16 protein-coding genes are annotated in these 16800 nt (G+C 43.7%); 8 read left to right on the plus strand and 8 right to left on the minus strand.

Features of this window, described 5'->3' with window-relative positions; all coding sequences use genetic code 11:
• The first annotated feature begins 1 nt into the window (after position 1).
• Positions 2–1057 (plus strand): hypothetical protein, encoded by a 1056-nt coding sequence (locus A0256_07495; GenBank protein ID AMR34466.1) that lies wholly within the window; start codon positions 2–4, stop codon positions 1055–1057.
• Between the two features lie 121 nt (positions 1058–1178).
• Here A0256_07495 and A0256_07500 read toward each other — a convergent pair whose 3' ends face one another.
• The 8 genes from A0256_07500 to A0256_07535 are packed head-to-tail and all read right to left on the minus strand — an operon-like array spanning position 1179 to position 7489.
• Entirely contained in the window at positions 1179–1442 is a 264-nt protein-coding gene (locus tag A0256_07500) for an acyl carrier protein (GenBank protein ID AMR31279.1), read from the minus strand.
• The gene (locus tag A0256_07505) at positions 1443–2720 is read right to left on the minus strand and encodes an ABC transporter permease (GenBank protein ID AMR31280.1); all 1278 of its coding nucleotides are present in this window, start codon (positions 2718–2720) and stop codon (positions 1443–1445) included. It lies immediately after the preceding gene.
• Complete coding sequence (locus A0256_07510) at positions 2720–3475, minus strand: ABC transporter ATP-binding protein (protein AMR31281.1); 756 nt, start codon at positions 3473–3475, stop codon at positions 2720–2722. The genes A0256_07505 and A0256_07510 overlap by 1 nt, the downstream gene beginning before the upstream one ends.
• Entirely contained in the window at positions 3466–4476 is a 1011-nt protein-coding gene (locus A0256_07515; protein AMR31282.1) for a peptidase, read from the minus strand. Before A0256_07515 ends, A0256_07510 begins: the two co-directional genes overlap by 10 nt.
• Positions 4469–4873, minus strand: coding sequence for a hypothetical protein (locus tag A0256_07520; protein ID AMR31283.1), 405 nt, complete (start codon positions 4871–4873; stop codon positions 4469–4471). Before A0256_07520 ends, A0256_07515 begins: the two co-directional genes overlap by 8 nt.
• Before the next feature lie 13 nt (positions 4874–4886).
• Positions 4887–6029: a 3-oxoacyl-ACP synthase gene (locus A0256_07525; protein AMR31284.1), complete on the minus strand. Its 1143-nt coding sequence runs from the start codon at positions 6027–6029 to the stop codon at positions 4887–4889.
• Positions 6030–6036: 7 nt separating this feature from the next.
• Positions 6037–6939 carry a hypothetical protein gene (locus A0256_07530; GenBank protein ID AMR31285.1) on the minus strand — a complete coding sequence of 301 codons (903 nt, stop codon included), beginning with the start codon at positions 6937–6939 and terminating at the stop codon, positions 6037–6039.
• Between the two features lie 31 nt (positions 6940–6970).
• Positions 6971–7489 carry a hypothetical protein gene (locus A0256_07535; GenBank protein ID AMR31286.1) on the minus strand — a complete coding sequence of 173 codons (519 nt, stop codon included), beginning with the start codon at positions 7487–7489 and terminating at the stop codon, positions 6971–6973.
• Positions 7490–7693: 204 nt separating this feature from the next.
• Between A0256_07535 and A0256_07540 the strand changes: the two genes are divergently transcribed.
• From A0256_07540 to A0256_07570, 7 genes are all read left to right on the plus strand, one after another.
• Positions 7694–8497, plus strand: a complete 804-nt coding sequence (locus tag A0256_07540) for a hypothetical protein (GenBank protein ID AMR31287.1) — start codon at positions 7694–7696, stop codon at positions 8495–8497.
• A gap of 19 nt (positions 8498–8516) precedes the next feature.
• The gene (locus tag A0256_07545) at positions 8517–8981 is read left to right on the plus strand and encodes a hydroxymyristoyl-ACP dehydratase (GenBank protein AMR34467.1); all 465 of its coding nucleotides are present in this window, start codon (positions 8517–8519) and stop codon (positions 8979–8981) included.
• On the plus strand, positions 8978–10249 hold the full coding sequence (locus A0256_07550; GenBank protein AMR31288.1) for a beta-ketoacyl-ACP synthase: 1272 nt from the start codon (positions 8978–8980) through the stop codon (positions 10247–10249). The genes A0256_07545 and A0256_07550 overlap by 4 nt, the downstream gene beginning before the upstream one ends.
• Positions 10250–10251: 2 nt before the next feature.
• Positions 10252–10509, plus strand: a complete 258-nt coding sequence (locus A0256_07555) for an acyl carrier protein (protein AMR31289.1) — start codon at positions 10252–10254, stop codon at positions 10507–10509.
• Positions 10506–11174 (plus strand): hypothetical protein, encoded by a 669-nt coding sequence (locus A0256_07560; GenBank protein AMR31290.1) that lies wholly within the window; start codon positions 10506–10508, stop codon positions 11172–11174. The genes A0256_07555 and A0256_07560 overlap by 4 nt, the downstream gene beginning before the upstream one ends.
• 299 nt (positions 11175–11473) lie before the next feature.
• Positions 11474–13072: a hypothetical protein gene (locus tag A0256_07565; GenBank protein AMR31291.1), complete on the plus strand. Its 1599-nt coding sequence runs from the start codon at positions 11474–11476 to the stop codon at positions 13070–13072.
• Positions 13073–13753: 681 nt separating this feature from the next.
• Complete coding sequence (locus tag A0256_07570; protein ID AMR31292.1) at positions 13754–16765, plus strand: SusC/RagA family protein; 3012 nt, start codon at positions 13754–13756, stop codon at positions 16763–16765.
• Positions 16766–16800 lie beyond the last annotated feature (35 nt).

The following is a 16800-nucleotide window of genomic DNA, read 5'->3' on the forward strand; positions in this document are numbered from 1 at the left end:
GATATATATCAGGTCGGCCGCCGCAATATCTGCCCAAAATACCCTGGCTAATCCTGCCTTTTTGCAGAACGTTTTGGAGTATACCGGCACCCGTTTAAAAGCGGTTGAGCCGGATTATAAAAACTATATCGATCCCAAATTAATCCGGCGGATGAGCCATGTGATCAAAATGGGTGTGGCTGCTGCCAAAGAGTGCCTGGCTTTGGGCAAAACCGAGATGCCGGGGGCAATCATTACAGGTACAGCCTTTGGTTGTATGGAAGATACCATCACTTTTTTAACCCGGATAGTTGAACTGAACGAAGAGATGCTGCCGCCGACAGCGTTTATCCAAAGCACCCACAACACGGTTGCAGCGCAAATAGCGCTGATGCTGAAGTGCCATAGTTATAACAGCACCTTTGTGCATAAAGGTGTTTCTTTTGAAAATGCTTTGTTTGATGCCGTTATGCTGTTAAAAGAGCAGGAAGCTGATACCGTATTGGTAGGGGGGATAGATGAAATGGTAGATACCAGCTTTAAAGTTTTTACCCGTTTGGGCCTTTACAAGCGTTCGCCCATATCAAATATTGAACTGTATAAACAAAGATCCAAAGGCACTATAGGCGGGGAGGGGGCGGCTTTTACGCTGCTTTCTAACAATTCATCTCCCGAGGATCTGGCAGAATTGACGGATTTAAAAACCTTGTACAAGCCGGCAGATCTGCACGCAGCCATTACAGCTTTTTTAAGGAAAAACGGATTGGTAGCTGAAGATCTTAGCCTGGTGATCGCCGGTAAAAATGGTGATCTGGCCAACGATGCGATCTATGAAAATTTGGAGCAATCGCTGTTCAAAAGTAACACCACAGGTGTTTATAAACACCTGTGCGGCGAATATCCTACCTCGTCATCATTTGCATTATGGCTGGCGGCAAATATTTTAAAAAGGGGTGAGGTGCCGGCTACGGTTTTGCAGGGAGCAAACCAGCCTCAAAAGGCACTTAAAAATATTTTATATTATAACCATTACCAGGGTAAATATCATTCGCTGATGCTCGTATCGGCCACCGAATAAGGTATAAAAAAAGCCGGCAGCTTCAGATGGCTGCATTTGCCTTCGGAAACTGCCGGACTCAATATTACTTAGCAAAGGAGTGTTACTACGCTTAGCGTTAGTAACAGCAAGTACTTTCGTATTATTTTGGACTATTAGCCTGGATATAATCGGCCATGGTAGCTACATCTACCAATGCTTTACGGCCCTCTCTCGGGTCTTTAATGTCTACACCATACTCTTTTTTTAACAATACGATCAGCTCGAGCGAGTCGATAGAATCGAGGCCCAGTCCTTCGCCAAATAGCGGTTCTGTATCACTTATATCAGCAGGAGTAAGGTCGGTAAGGTTTAAAAATTGGATGATCTGACGCTTAAGCTGCTCTTTTAATTCGGTAGTTTCCATTTATATTAAGTTCTTTCTTTTTAAGCCCGCATAGGTAATTCCCTGGAGCAATAGGGTTATCAGGAATAAAGGTATAATATTATTTATAACATCTTTGAGTTTTCCGCCTTCCAAAAACAGCGTGTAATATGCTTGCAGGCACCAGTGCATTGGTGAAATATTGGCTGCAGTTTTAGCAAAACCCTGCATGGCAAAGCTGGGTACCATTAGCCCGCCTATACAGGCCAGTATTACAATAGATACGGCGCCAAAGCCGTTGGCCTGCTCCTGGGTATTCGAAAAAACACCCACACACATGGCATAACTTACCGCACACCAGCCGCAAATAATGGTGACGATGACGAGCGCCAGCAGATCTGTTGGTACGTTTAAGGCAGGTAACCCAAAAACAGGGAACAACCATATGCCCATAGAAAATATAACCGCTGCCTGCAGCATGGTAACCGCCAGGTAGGTGATCTGTTTAGATAGTAAACCCACCAGGTAATTGGTAGGGAGTGTTTTTAACCGGATAAAGCTTCCGCTCACCTTTTCCCGTACAATGCTGCCGCCAAGCGACATAATGATAAAGAACATGGCAAAGATGGTCCAGGCGGGTACGTTGTGCTGGGTAGCATTGGGCGTTGTACGCGTACCGTCTTTAGATACCGGAATTTCGTTTATCGCTGTCTTATTGTTCAGCATCTCGTTCTCCAGGCTCTCGGGCAATTGTTTTTCGTTAATGGCCAGGTAAAGTGTACGCAACGTTTCGCGGCTTTCTACCAGCTGCAGCGCGCTTCTTAAAGCGCCCTGAATAGATGACCGGATATTATCCTGCAAAACCGGGTTGTAATATACCGTAAGGGGATCAACATCGCCCACATTTTTAACGGTATCGCTCTGCAACCCGAAACTGATCAAAGCTTTGCCGGCCACTGCTTTTGATTTGGCCGCTACCTTTTTAGAAAAATCAGCGGGTATGATCACCCCCAGCATGGCATCCTTTTCATGCATAGCATCGGCAATTTCCCGCTCGGTTTTATCTCCTGCTACCAACGATACGTTAAACATGCCAATCTTGTCAATTGCTTTGATCAATTGTTTGCTGGATGCGCCGGTATCGATACTATTTATAATGATAGAGAGCTTGTTTTTATTTACCAGCTGAAAGGTGCTGTTTTGAATGTTAGTGACTACGATCACCAGGATTATGGGCATTACGAACATCAGCGAAATGCCCACTTTATCGCGGAAGAGGATCCGGAGATCTTTTATGATCGTTGCTTTTAATTTAAACATCAGTTTCTGTACTCCTTACCTGTTAAGTTCAAAAACAGTTGCTCTAAATTAGCTTGATTGTGTGTTTTTAGCAATTGCTCCATACTGTCCTGGGCAATGATCTTGCCGCCATCTATCAAAGCAACCTGCTGGCAAAGCTCCTCGGCCTCGCTCAATTGGTGCGATGTATAAACCAGTGTTGTGCCACTTTCATTAAGTTGCAGCAGATAGTTAACAATGGCGTGCCCGGTTTGCACATCCACCCCAACGGTAGGCTCATCCAAAAATAAGATGGCTGGGTTATGGATCACACCAATCGCCAGGTTCACGCGCCTTTTCATCCCGCCCGAGAATTTATGTACCTGTTTATCGCGCACATCGTTTAGCCCCAGTATGGTTAGCAGTTCGTCTGTACGTATTATAATAGCCTGTTTAGAGAGCCCGCTCCAGGCGCCGAAGAATTCCAGGTTTTCTACCGGGCTCAATTCATGGTAAAAAGAAAAATCCTGCGGAACAAAGCCGAAGAGTTTATTAACCCCGCTTTTTTGCTTGCCAATTTGCTGCCCCAGCAATTTGATCTTGCCTTCATCGGCGCTAAGTAAGCCCGTCATGAGACTAATGAGCGTAGTTTTGCCGGCACCATTAGGCCCAAATAAGCCAAAGCGAACGCCTTTTGGAACCTTTAGACTAAGATCGGTAAAAGATACATCAGGATTGCCGGGATACCGGAACCCTATATGATCTACTTCGATAGCCAGTGGCTCGTTTAATCCCATTTGATTTTTTTTAATTGCTCAAAAGCCTGTTTTTCTACTTTGGCAATTTCTACAAGGTAGTCACCCATCTGATCAAAATCAGCCTGGCTGGTTAATCTTCCTTTGAAAATACCCGCAGCCTGCACCGCAGCGGTCCGCCACAGATCTCCTGATACAGTAAATACATTCGAGATGTCTAAAAGGTTCTTGTCCGGCCAATAAATAGCTGCCTGCTGCAAAAACGCCGCATAAATATATCTGAAGCCACCCCCGCCTGTACCAATCTCTTCCTGCATGCGTACCAGTTGGGCCAGGTAAAGGCCTGATTTTTCCAGGCCAAGCTTATCGCGCCATTTTTTAATCCGCTTGCCGGTATAGGCAATGCCGGCCACCCCTGCAAAAGCCCCGGGGATGTTCAGCATATTGGATACGTTTTTTTTAATGCCGTTTTTAATGGCCTGTTTGATCTGCTCGTGCGTGATGTTTTTTATTTCTTTTGGATAATAAATATGGCCCTTAGGCGCCAGTGCCCCTTTTGCAAAACGAACCCGTTCCAGTTCGTAACTGCTCATGGTGGTGGCCTCTTCCATTATGGGGTCGCTGATCATGTATTGATCACCTTCGCGGCCGTACACAATAAGATTATGTGCGTTAAAATGGAAACGGTATTGCTTGGGGAAGTAGGGCAAGTAATAAACCCCCACCTGGCATCCAACAGGCTGGCCGGTATTGATCGCCTCATTCAGAAATCCTTCCGCCTTCTCTTTTGAATAAAATTTTTTACGTTCCACCGGGATGCCCAGTGCCTTGCAAGTACGGCTAAAAATATAACCCGGAAACGTACGGAACGCTATAGCCGGGCCGTTATTTATTTTGATAAGCGGGATGTAGGCGAAAAATAAGCCGGCACCTATACCAAATGCGAGTGGCTCGGATATTTTACCGCCCGAGCTTTCCCATAATAAATTACTGGTAACGCCCGATTCACAATGTGCACTCTGACGGTGTTTAAACTCAATCATGCACGGTCATGGTTTTAAGATCTTCAATAGTCGTATTAAACGCCGTGGCGTATTTTTTTAATTTGCTATCCGGCAGTTGCTCAAACACAGCAGGTTTTAAATGCCGCTTAATTTGCCACTGCCAAAAGCCGGTATAGTCGGCAAGGATGCCCAGGTCCATCAGGCGGTATTCCATAAAGAAATGGATAGGGCTGGTTTCTTTGTTCAGCACTTTTTGCCTGGCGGCCGCAATGCGTTTTTCAATATCACTCCAGGCCAGGTCAAGCGCATCTATCTTTACATTCCAGCCCCGGCTTAGTTCGGTGGTGTATTTGCCATCGCCATCGGTGGCATAGCAAACCTCTTTGGTTAATTTGCCAAGCGCACTCAGGTCCTGTGGTATCTCATCCTTTTTCATAACCAGCGCCCCCTTAACAAACCGTAAGCATGGCATACATGTAAGAGAACCGCGCACTCTCCGGTACCAACAGCAGGATCTTTTCCCCGGGTTTCAAACGGCCGCTTTTAAACAGCTCATCAATCATTAAATATACCGATGCTGCACCTACGTTGCCCACGGTGTACAGGTTGATAAACCATTTTTCGTAAGGGATGCCGCCGCCGTACTCCAGGATCATATCATAGATCTTGCTTTTGAAAAAGTTGCTGGAGATATGAGGTAAAAAATAATCGATGTCTGCCGCGGTAAGGCCCTTATTTTCAAAGATCTCTTTGATTTTTTTACCACCAAGCGGTACAATGTTATCACTCAGCAGGCTAATGTCCTGTTTTACGCTGAAGATAGATTTGGTCATGATCTCCTCCGGTGTATACTCCATAAAGCCTTTAAGGCTGCCATCGGGCTGTTTTTCGCCGCCCATATACATACAGGTATCCATTTCGTTGGCATACGAAACGCCCTCTATCCATTCTACTTTAAGCGAAAGGCCGTTAGGGTTGGGCTTATCCGTCATTAAAAATGCCGAAGCGCCATCAGATAGCATCCAGCGTAAAAAGTCTTTAGAAAAAGCGATGAAAGGGTTTTCCTCCATCTCTTTCAGCTTTTGGGCCTCTTCCTCAAAAACGTCAGAAACCAGCAAACCCGAAAATCTTTCGGAACCGGTAGCCACCGCCATTTTAACGTCGCCTGTTTTAATGGCCAGGTAAGCATATTTTAAAGCATGCATTCCCGCGCAGCATACACCGGATGGGGATACCACTTCTACGCCGCCTAATTCCGGGAGCCAGCCATGCGTCATTACCCCATGGCTCGGCATCATCTGGTCGGGGGAAGAGGTACCGCAGGAAAGCAATTCAATTTCTGCTAACTTTTCGGTGTCGTTTTTAAAAAGCTCCCTTACAGCCAAGGCAGTCATCTGGGCATTGGTATGGGTGGGTTTGCGTTCTTTGTTTAAAGCGTAGTACCTGTTGGTTATACCGTTGTTACGGAGCACAATCTTTTTAGACTTTGAAGGCTTATTATCGATATAGCCAAGGTATTGCTCCATTTCATCGTTCGGAACGGGTTCATTAGGGAAATAGGCAGCCGTATGGTTAATATAAACGTCAGACATGTGGGGATCAGTTATTAACTTGTAAGTATCTTAATTTTGTTCGTTTAATCCTTGCAGCCGAGAACGGCTTCAGCAGGATCGCATCTAATGTTAACAGTACAGGGGCGCCCAAAAATAGCGCGATGAATAAATAATATTTAAAGGCACTTAACCAGGGTACCTGGTTTTTACGTTTGGAAATAAATTTGGCCCAAACCGCAAATATCGGCTTTGCACGGGCCTCTATAAACATCAGCTTGTAGTTGATCACTACAGCGTTTTCTTTTAACAGTTCATCCTGCAGGGTTGTCCAATTGTCTGCGCCAAGGTGCCGGTTTACAATGTGGCCAAAAACCGCGGTGTTTTTAATATCCGCCTCGTCTACACCCGGCTTAGGGAAGATATTTAAATACCTTTCTTTTTTTCCGGACAGCATCCAGTAAAATATGGTAATAAAGCTTACCACGTTTGGGTGTTTATCAACTAAAGCAATATTGCCAACGAGGTTGGCACCTGCATCTGCAAGCATTTTTTTGATGCGTACAAAAGCGTTGATCCACATATTGCGTGCCGCGCTGATGGTGATCACCGGCGTTCCGTTTAATAGCTGTTTAAACTCCGGTGATTGCAGCAGCGAATTACTTGGGATGCTTGGCGATAAAAACCATGGCTGATAAGCCATGATGATGAGATCGTATTTGCTTTCCTTAAAATTAAAGGGTTCCAAACTCGTAGGGACACCCAGTACACAAGCCGGCATGACGGAAAAAAAACGCTTGCCCGTCCATGGGAAATCAAAATTAGCTATGGGTTTTATCTTCACCTTTTCCACAACTGCGCCACCTGCAATTAATGGGGCTGTGAACGAGTCGATTATTTCGGCCATCTGGCCCGACTGGGTGTAATAAACGGCTAGGATCTTTTTGCTCATGCGCTGCAAAGTTAACAACTATCATTAACCATTACTTTAAATCTTCGGCATGCAGAACCTTAGATTTTTTACTGTAATCAATTATTGCCTGTTGGACAGCTTGGGGCTGGGCTTTAAAATGAGCCTGGATAAATGCTTTGTCTTTCTCTATTTCCTTATTGTATTTAACAATTTTTGGGGCGTTCTCTTCTATCGCCAACCGCAAAAACCGGAACTCGGTATTCTCCGGTTCGGCTAAAATGGCAGTCTCCAGTTTTATCCGTCCTTCTTTAAAAAAGCCGAGTTTCTTTTTTGGGCCCTTGGCCTTGCCTGCTTTGCGCATTAGCAATGCACCTTCGTACCCGCCTTTGTTAGTCAGGCTGGAGGCAGTAACGGTCTCCAGTTCGTTATCAATTGCGGTGAGATCGCCATCGGCCATAACCGTGTAGAAAGCGGCTTTTTCAAATTTTTGCTGTGCGTAGCTTTTAAAACTTGCTACCGTGCAAATGAATAATAGCACAGCCATAGATGTTACTGTGTTTTTAAGGATGCTTTTCATATCATCAAACATAATTAATTATATATACCATTTCAAACCCCGAAAAGGGCATCCATCCCGGTTAAATGGGTAATGCCAATACAACTTAAACGATTAAAAGTTGTATTATCTATAAAGCATACGTTAAATTTCGTATACTTTCGCTTACTTTGGGGTTGGGTTTTTTGCTCATTTCATTAATGACACGTTAAGCAGGGAAAGGTTTAAAAATACCGGATGGATAAAAGTGTACAATTTAAGGGGCTATGGGCTGTTGTTTTGGGTGGATCGAGCGGGTTTGGCTTTGCCTCCCTTGAAAAACTGGCCAAACACGGTATGAGTATCGCCTTGCTTTACCGCGAAACGGCTGTTGCCGATAAAGCCCTCCGCATGAAACTTGCTACCATTGCCGCTGCAAATTCCGTTACTATTTTACCGTTCAATATCAACGCGCTGGACAGCCACGGAAGAGCGCTGTTTATTGAACAATTTACAGCAGTGGCCCCAAAACACAGCGTAAAGTTATTGCTGCACAGTATTGCAAGGGGTAATTTAAAGCCGCTTACTGCCAATGGTGATGAATATGCCGAGCTATCTGCCGAAGATATCCAGATGACCACCTACGCTATGAGCAACAGTTTGCTGGATTGGACCCGGCTGTTGTTAAAGCATAACTTTTTTCATGCAGATAGCCGTATCCTTGGGCTGACCAGTGAAGGCGCACACAAGTATTGGGAGAGTTACGCTGCCGTATCTATTGCCAAAGCATCTTTGGAGAGTTTAAGCAAGTACATGGCGGTAGAGTTTAGTCCCTTTGGCTTGAAAACCAATATTATACAAGCAGGGGTAACCGAAACCCCATCACTAAAAATGATCCCCGGAAGCGAACAATTAATTGCGAACGGTGTTACAAGAAATCCCCTCGGTAGGATCACCCAGCCTGCAGACGTTGCGAATGTAGTTTACCTGTTATGTACCGAGGAGTCGTTTTGGATAAACGGGGCCCTGATTCACGTTGACGGAGGCGAACACTGCAAATAAATACGCGCTTATGGCACACATGAACAATCATATATTAAACCATTTGCCCTATAAATCGTCTTTTCGTTTCGTAGATCACATTTTGTTTTTAAACGAGAACGAAGTTCGGGGCGATTATACCTTAAAAAAGGATTCGTTTTTTTACGAGGACCATTTTGAAGGCAACCCCGTTACGCCGGGCGTTATCATTACTGAAATAATGGCGCAGATTGGCTTGGTTGTGCTGGGGATATTTTTGATCCTCCGTGATACTGACGTGAATTTTGAAGGTGATGACGATTCGGTATACCCTTTGTTAACCTCAACAGATGTATCGTTCTATAAAATGGTGCTGCCGGGAGAAAAAGTAACCGTGGTATCCAATAAACAATATTTCCGTTTTGGTAAGCTGAAATGTTACGTGGAAATGCTGGATGCCGAAGGCGAATTAATTGCAAAAGGAACTTTTGCCGGGATTATAAAAAAGATATCAGTTAAAAAATGAGCAAACGTGTTGTAGTTACCGGCTTAGGAGTTGTATCGCCAAATGGAATTGGGGTGCCGGCTTTTTTGCATGCAATACAAAACGGGATATCTGGTATAAAATTTATCCAGCAATATAAAGAGCTGAATTTGAGCTGCCAGTTGGCGGGGATGCCTGCCTTTGAATGGGAGAGTTTAAAAAACTATATTTCTGAAGTGGCATTCCACGGGCTAAAGGGTACCAATATCGGCTATGGTTTAGCCGCCGCGCTGGATGCCTGGGCAGACTCCGGCATGCCGTATGATACCGATGAGCCTCATTGGGAAACCGGCTGCGTATTTGGCAACAGTATTGCCGATACCGAGGCCATGAAAAGCGTTATTGCCAAAGTGGATAATAAAGAAGCGCGTAAGCTGGGCTCCCGGGTGGTGGAGCAGGCCATGAACAGTGGTGTAACTTCTTACATATCCGGCAGGCTTGGTTTGGGTAATAAGGTGATCACCAATTCTGCCGCCTGCGCAACCGGCACGCAATCCATCCTGATGGGTTACGAGTATATTAAGCACGGCTATGCACAGCGGATGCTGGTAGGAAGTGCCGAGCATGTGGATACCTACGTTTATGGTGCTTTTGATAGCATGCGGGTACTATCGCGCAAGTTTAACGATGAGCCCGAAAAAGCATCCAGACCAATGAGCAGTACCGCAGGTGGCTTTGTGCCGGGATCGGGCGCCGGGGCACTAGTTTTGGAAGATCTGGACTTTGCGCTGGCACGTAATGCCCATATTTATGCCGAGGTTTTAGGCGGATGCAGTAATTCTGGTGGGCAAAAGCAGGGAGGTACCATGACGGCCGCCAACCCCGTTGGCGTGATCCGCTCCATCACCGAATCACTGAGAATGGCTGGCGTTACTGGTGAGCAGATCGATCTCATCAGCGGGCACCTCACTGCTACCAATGCCGACAGGCAGGAAATTGAGAATTGGTGTAAAGCGCTTAATAGGGCAGGGGACGAGTTCCCGTACACCAATTCCATGAAATCGATGATAGGGCATTCATTGAGCGCCGCCGGTTCTATAGAAACCGTGGCCTCGATTTTACAGATCGTGCACGGCTTTATTCACCCAAATATCAACCTCGAGGATCCTAACCCCGAAATTGAAAAATTGGTGAGTTTAGAAAAGTTGCCGGTTAAAATGATAAAAAAAGAAGTTAACATTGTAGCAAAAGCAAATTTTGGTTTTGGAGATGTGAACTCCTGTTTAATACTTAGTAAATACAAGGGATAATAATGACAAGAGACGAGATTTTAAGTGAATTGAAGACGGTTATTTCGCCGTATACCACCGATAAAGAAAAATTGGCACAGATCAATGATGATACAGACCTGATCAAAGATCTGAAGATCAATTCGGCCAACCTTGTTGATATTATTATTGATGCTGAAGCCAAGTACGATATTGAAATTGATTACGACTCTGCCGATAAAATGGTAAACGTAGGCAATTGCCTTGATGTGATCAGCGAAAAGCTAGCCGAAAAGCAATGATAAGTGCCGGCAACGATATCGTATCTTTTGCCGCAACAAATTTCAAACGCACCAAACAGCCTGCGTTTTACAGCAAGATCCTTTCCGAACCGGAAATAGCAGCCATTGGTGAACGCTATGCAAGCCTTCTTTCTATTGAAGTGTATGTTTGGCTTTTATGGTCGGTGAAGGAGGCCGTTTACAAATTTCAAAAGCGGCTATATCCCGAAACAATGTTTTCGCCGACAAGGATAATCATAACCCGGCTGCAATCCCCTGTAAAGCCTCAATCGGGTTTTGATGCCGGAACATTGGAGGGTATTGGTTTTTCCATTGACACAAGCTGGGCGGGCGTAGCTACGGTTGGCCCGTATCGGCTATATTTCAGGTCGCTTGTATGCAATGATCTCCTGCATACGGTGGTTAACCCCCTGGATGATTTTGATAATGTTTACTGGGGTATACAAAAAATAGCTGATAGCAGTTCCCCGTCCCAATCTGCCGCGGTAAGGGCCTTTGCATTAAATAGGGTTCAATCCGTTTATAGTCTAACAAAATTGCAGATTGAGAAAGACGAGCAAGGGATTCCGCTGGTTACCGGCTTTAAACAAGGGACAGTCTTACCCGTTTCGTTTTCGCACCACGGCCATTTTATAGCTTACAGCTTCAATACTCTGCAGATTTAAATTGCTATACAGTAATGCATTGTAATATTTTCATCGACATGATCTTTTAGCTGGTGATCTTACAGGAAACTTTTGCTTAGTGCAGGTTAAAAAAAACGCAAAAAGCCAATCTTTCTTGATGTTATACCGTATAAAGCGAAAGTTGGGTTTTAAATTATTAAACATTAGTTATAATTATTTCTCTTTGCTTCATTAAAAAATTACGATTGCCCTTAACTGACCTTTATTTTCATTATTTGAAAATTATATATCTTTATACACGTTTTTGATGACCAGGTTACGCTGGTAGGTGACCAATTATGAGAAGGATATTACTCTTCGTTTTCGCTTTATTACCATTTTCGTTACTAGCGGCTTCTAATACCAACGATTTGTTTGATGATTTAAAGTCGGAGTTTGATAAGAAAAGCACCTACGATCAGCAGAAAGAAGCGCATATAGCAAGCCTTAAAGCTGCTCTCCGGCAACTCCCCGCAGCTGATTTAAATAAACAGTTTGCTGCCTGCAATAATTTATACGAGGAGTACAAATCATACCAGTACGATTCAGCCTACGTATATGTCAATAAGCTGCTTTCCATTAGTCAAACGCTGCACGACAAGACCAAAGAAGATCTCAGTAAGATAAAAATGGGTTTTATCCTGCTGTCTTCCGGTATGTTTAAGGAAACATTTGAAAGTATGCAGGGTATTAATGTACCAACGCTTGACGATGCCGCAAAATCTGAATACTACTCCATTAAAATGCGGGCCTATTATGACCTGGCCGCCTACAATAACGACAAACATTATAGCCCCAATTACATCAACCTGGCTAACCGATACATCGATTCGGCCATCTCGCTGAGTACGCCCGGGTCTTATGATAATTTGTACCTAACCGGCTATAAAGCCTACAAAAACGGTATGAACGACTCGGCAGAGAAAATATTTCTGCAATTACTTGGTTCTAAAAAGCTGACAGAGCACCAGGAAGCCATCGTTTCCTCTACTTTAAGTAACGTTTATCAAAACACATCAGAGTCTGATAAAAGCATTGGTTTGCTGGTAAAGGCTACCATTAGTGATATCCGCTCATCTACCAAAGAAACTATTGCTCTTTTTTGGCTGGCCGAGATCCTCTATAAAAAAGGAGATATTAAAAATGCCTATGTGGCGCTGGAACATGCACTGGCCGATGCGGAATTTTATGGCGCAAGGCAGCGCAAGGTGCAGATCGGCTCGCTGCTGCCCATAGTGGCATCTGAGAAGCTGGTATTTATAGAGCGGGAGGAAAACTTATATATCAGGAGTCTAAGCCTCATCACCGCCTTGGCAGCAATAATTATCCTGGTGTCTATATTGCTTTATAAGCGCAACCACAAGCTAAAGGCGAAAGAAAAGATCATTGAGAAGGTAAACCAAAAACTGATAGAGGGTACCAAGATCAAAGAAGACTATATCGGTTATTTTTTCAATGTGATCTCCGGCTATATCCTGCAGCTGGAACGCATTAAACGATCTGTTGATACCAAGTTGCCCGCCAAAAAATATGAGGATATTCAGTTGATGGCTAATAACATCAACATTAAAAAGGAACGCGAGACGTTGTTCAATACTTTCGACCAGGTGTTCATCAAGATCTTCCCCAACTTTGTGGAAGAGTTTAACACCCTGTTTAAAAAAGAAAACCAGATCTGGCCAAAAGAGCACGAGGTGCTCACTACCGACCTGCGCATTTTCGCATTGATGAGGATGGGCATTACAGATACCGAAACCATCGCCAAGATCCTGGAATATTCTGAAAAAACCATCTACGTTTATAAGATGCGGATCAAAGCCAAGGCACTCATCCACGGCGACGAATTTGATCACCGTATCATGGCCATCAAGGCGGTTGATATGACGAGCAAATCTTAGGAGTCGGACCTCCAGCTAAAGCATTTAAACTTTAATCTTATTGTACTTAATACACTAAGCCATTTTTCCATGTGCCGTTTTTTTGTGATACACATCAATTTGGGTCTGTCATTTTTTTGGAATTGTTTCAATGTTATTGGCATTCTTAACCCCGCCGCCGCTAACCCCCGATTATCCCTTCATTTAACCCAATTAAATGCGATAATTCAATGTTTAGTGTGTTCAAAATGTTGCTAAACTATTTAAATTTTTTGATTTTAAAATATTTTAATAAATTGATTATCAATTTGTTAAATTTAAACAAAATGCTATTTTATTAAATTTTCAGTAAATAAATAGTTAGTGGTGTTTTAGCTCCTTTTCTTTGTATCATCATACAAGGCAGGCCCGCCAATTACGGCCCTGTCTTCAAAGATCAAACCAATTATAATTATCGTACCAGCAAAATTACTTATCGTTTTGTGGATCAGTCCTGCAACAGTCTGTGATACATTTCGGAGTTGAACCAATACACGACAAGTGTTTTGCAGCGATGAGCAATGAATGTTTACAGGCCATTTATTAATGAAGATTAACCAATTATTACCCAGTAACCGGCATCCGGCAGCAGATGTGCCGGCTGGCAATTAAGAATTTTTACAAACAAACTCACCAATCCAAACTACTAATCAATTAAATTAAATGAGAAACAATTACCTTAAAAAGTTTATGCTCCTTTTTGCTGTGCTGTTTATATCACAAGTGATATTTGCACAAACAGGAAGCATTACCGGTAAAGTGGTTGACGAAAATAATCAATCGTTACCCGGGGCAACCGTTTTAATATCAGGCACCACCACGGCCGGTGCGGCAGATATTAATGGCGTTTACAGGATCACCGGCCTTAAAGCCGGTACTTACACATTAACTGCCAGCTTTATCGGCTATACCTCGCAGCCCAAAACGGTTACCGTAGATGCCGGTGGCGCAACGGTAAACTTCACCATGCAATCATCATCCAAATCGCTTAACGAAATTGTGGTGATTGGATACGGTACCGTAAAGAAGAAGGACCTAACCGGTTCTGTTACAACCGTAAGCTCAAAAGATTTCCAAACAGGTAACATTACCTCACCCGAGCAATTAATTGCCGGTAAGGTAGCGGGTGTTTCCATCACTTCAAATGGTGGTGCGCCGGGTGCAGGTAGCACGATCCGCGTTCGTGGCGGGGCATCGCTAAATGCCAGTAACGATCCTTTGATTGTTGTTGATGGAGTGCAGTTGAGCAACGATAACGTACCAGGGGCTCCTAATGCTTTAAGCCTGATCAACCCTAATGATATCGAAACCTTTAGCGTACTAAAAGATGCATCAGCGACAGCGATCTATGGTTCACGGGCATCAAATGGTGTAATTATTATTACCACCAAAAAAGGTGTTACAGGCAAGCCTGTTATTAACTTCAATACACAGGTATCGGTCTCAACCCTATCTAAAGAAGTGCCGGTTTTAACCGGCGATCAGTTAAGAGCTTACGTAAAAGCTAACGGAACAGCTGCTTTCCAGGCATTATTGGGTAACGCCAATACCGACTGGCAAAAGGAAATATACCAAACTGCTATCAGCAATGACAATAATTTGAGCGTTGCCGGTGGAGTAAAAAACTTGCCATACCGTGTTTCTGTTGGTTACCTGGATCAAAAGGGGATTTTGAGAACAGGCTATCTGAACAGGGCATCTGCATCTATTAATATTTCTCCAAAGCTATTTGATCAGCATCTACGCATTGATATCAATGTAAAAGGATCAGCAAGCAAGGCTCGTTTTGCTAATCAGGGCGCTATAGGTGCAGCAGTTAGCTTCGACCCAACGCAACCCGTAAAATCGGGCAACAACAACTACGGCGGTTATTACGAATACCTAGATTCAGACCCATCATCTGCTACCGGTTTAAAGCAATTAGCGCCGCGTAACCCGGTTGGTTTACTGGAGCAGCGTTATGACAAAAGTGATGTGAAAAGAAGCATTGGTAATGCGCAGTTAGATTATAAATTTCATTTCCTGCCGGATTTACATGCCAACGTAAATTTTGGATATGATGCTTCTGAAGGAAAAGGAACAATTGTGCATCCGGATTTTGCTGCTGCCAGCTACAGAAGGTATAAAGATGCCAATAACGTTTTACACAGCGGGGTAAATAACCAATACAGAAGTACTATCCTGAATACAACTTTTGAAGCTTATTTAAACTATGCCAAGGATATTAAATCACTTAACAGCCGTGTAGATGCGATTGCGGGTTACGCATTTTACGACTATAAAACGACCAATTATGGTTTCCCGGACCTAACAACCGATGGTACTGTGGTAAGCGTGCCAACCTTTCCGTTTGATAAACCGGAGAATACACTGTTATCATACTATGGCCGTTTAAATTACACTTACGCTAATAAGTACTTGCTGACAGGTACCATTCGTCGCGACGGATCATCAAGATTCAGTCCGCTTAATCGCTATGCGGTATTCCCTTCCGGTGCATTTGCCTGGAAGATCAAAGAGGAGTCTTTCCTGAAAGACAATAAGGTTTTATCTGATTTAAAATTGCGTGTAGGTTACGGCTTAACCGGCCAGCAGGACGGTTTGTCTAACTACGCTTACACCCCTTATTACAGTTTAAGCTCGCAAACAGCGTCTTACCAGTTTGGTAACACTTTTTACCAACTGTATCGCCCTGTTGCTTATGACCCGAAACGTAAATGGGAGCAGAGTGCCACTACAAACGTAGGTATTGATTACGGTTTCTTAAATGGACGTATCACCGGTAGTATTGATGCTTACTATAAAGAAACAAAAGATTTATTGGCAGAGGTTACCGTACCAGCTGGTGCTGGTTTCTCTAACAAATTTGTAACTAACGTGGGTAATATGGTAAATAAAGGTATCGAGGTAGCGATAAGCGCACAGGTTGTACGCAGCAATACCGTAACCTGGGATGTAGCCTTTAATGCCACTTACAACACTAACAAAATAACCAAACTTACTTTTGTAAATGACCCTAATGCAACAGGTGCCCCGGTTGGCGGTGTATCCGGCGGAACCGGTACTACCATTCAGCGCAATTACGTTGGGCAACCACGTTCGGCATTTTACGTTTACCAGCAGGTATACGGTACTGATGGTAAACCGTTGGATAATGTGTATGTAGACCGTAATGGCGATGGAACCATTAATGACAAGGATCTGTATTTATACAAACAGCCGGATCCTAAATATATTTTTGGATTTTCAAGCAACGTAACTTACAAAAGTTTCAACCTGGCGGTGGTAATGCGTGCCAATTTAGGCAACTACGCTTATAACAACGTATTCTCAAGCACCGGAACGCGTAACAGTGTTCTTAACCCGCTTGGCTACTTAAACAATGGCTCAACCAACGTTTTAGAAAGCAGCCTTATCGGTGCTAACGACAAAAACATATTGTCTGATTATTACGTGCAGAACGCTTCATTCGTAAAAATGGATAATGCGAGCCTCGGTTATAACTTTGGCAAAGTGTTAGGTGGTTCAACTCAATTGAGCTTGAGCGGAAATGTGCAGAACGTGTTTACTATTACCAAATACAAGGGTGTTGATCCTGAAGTAGGTGGTGGCATAGATAATAATATCTACCCGCGGCCGCGTACTTACGTATTGGGTTTAAACCTTAAATTTTAATTCATTCGTATAGTAACATATACATACAGCTCATA

Origin of the sequence: Mucilaginibacter sp. PAMC 26640 (assembly GCA_001596135.1) — a bacterium.
GTDB lineage: Bacteria > Bacteroidota > Bacteroidia > Sphingobacteriales > Sphingobacteriaceae > Mucilaginibacter.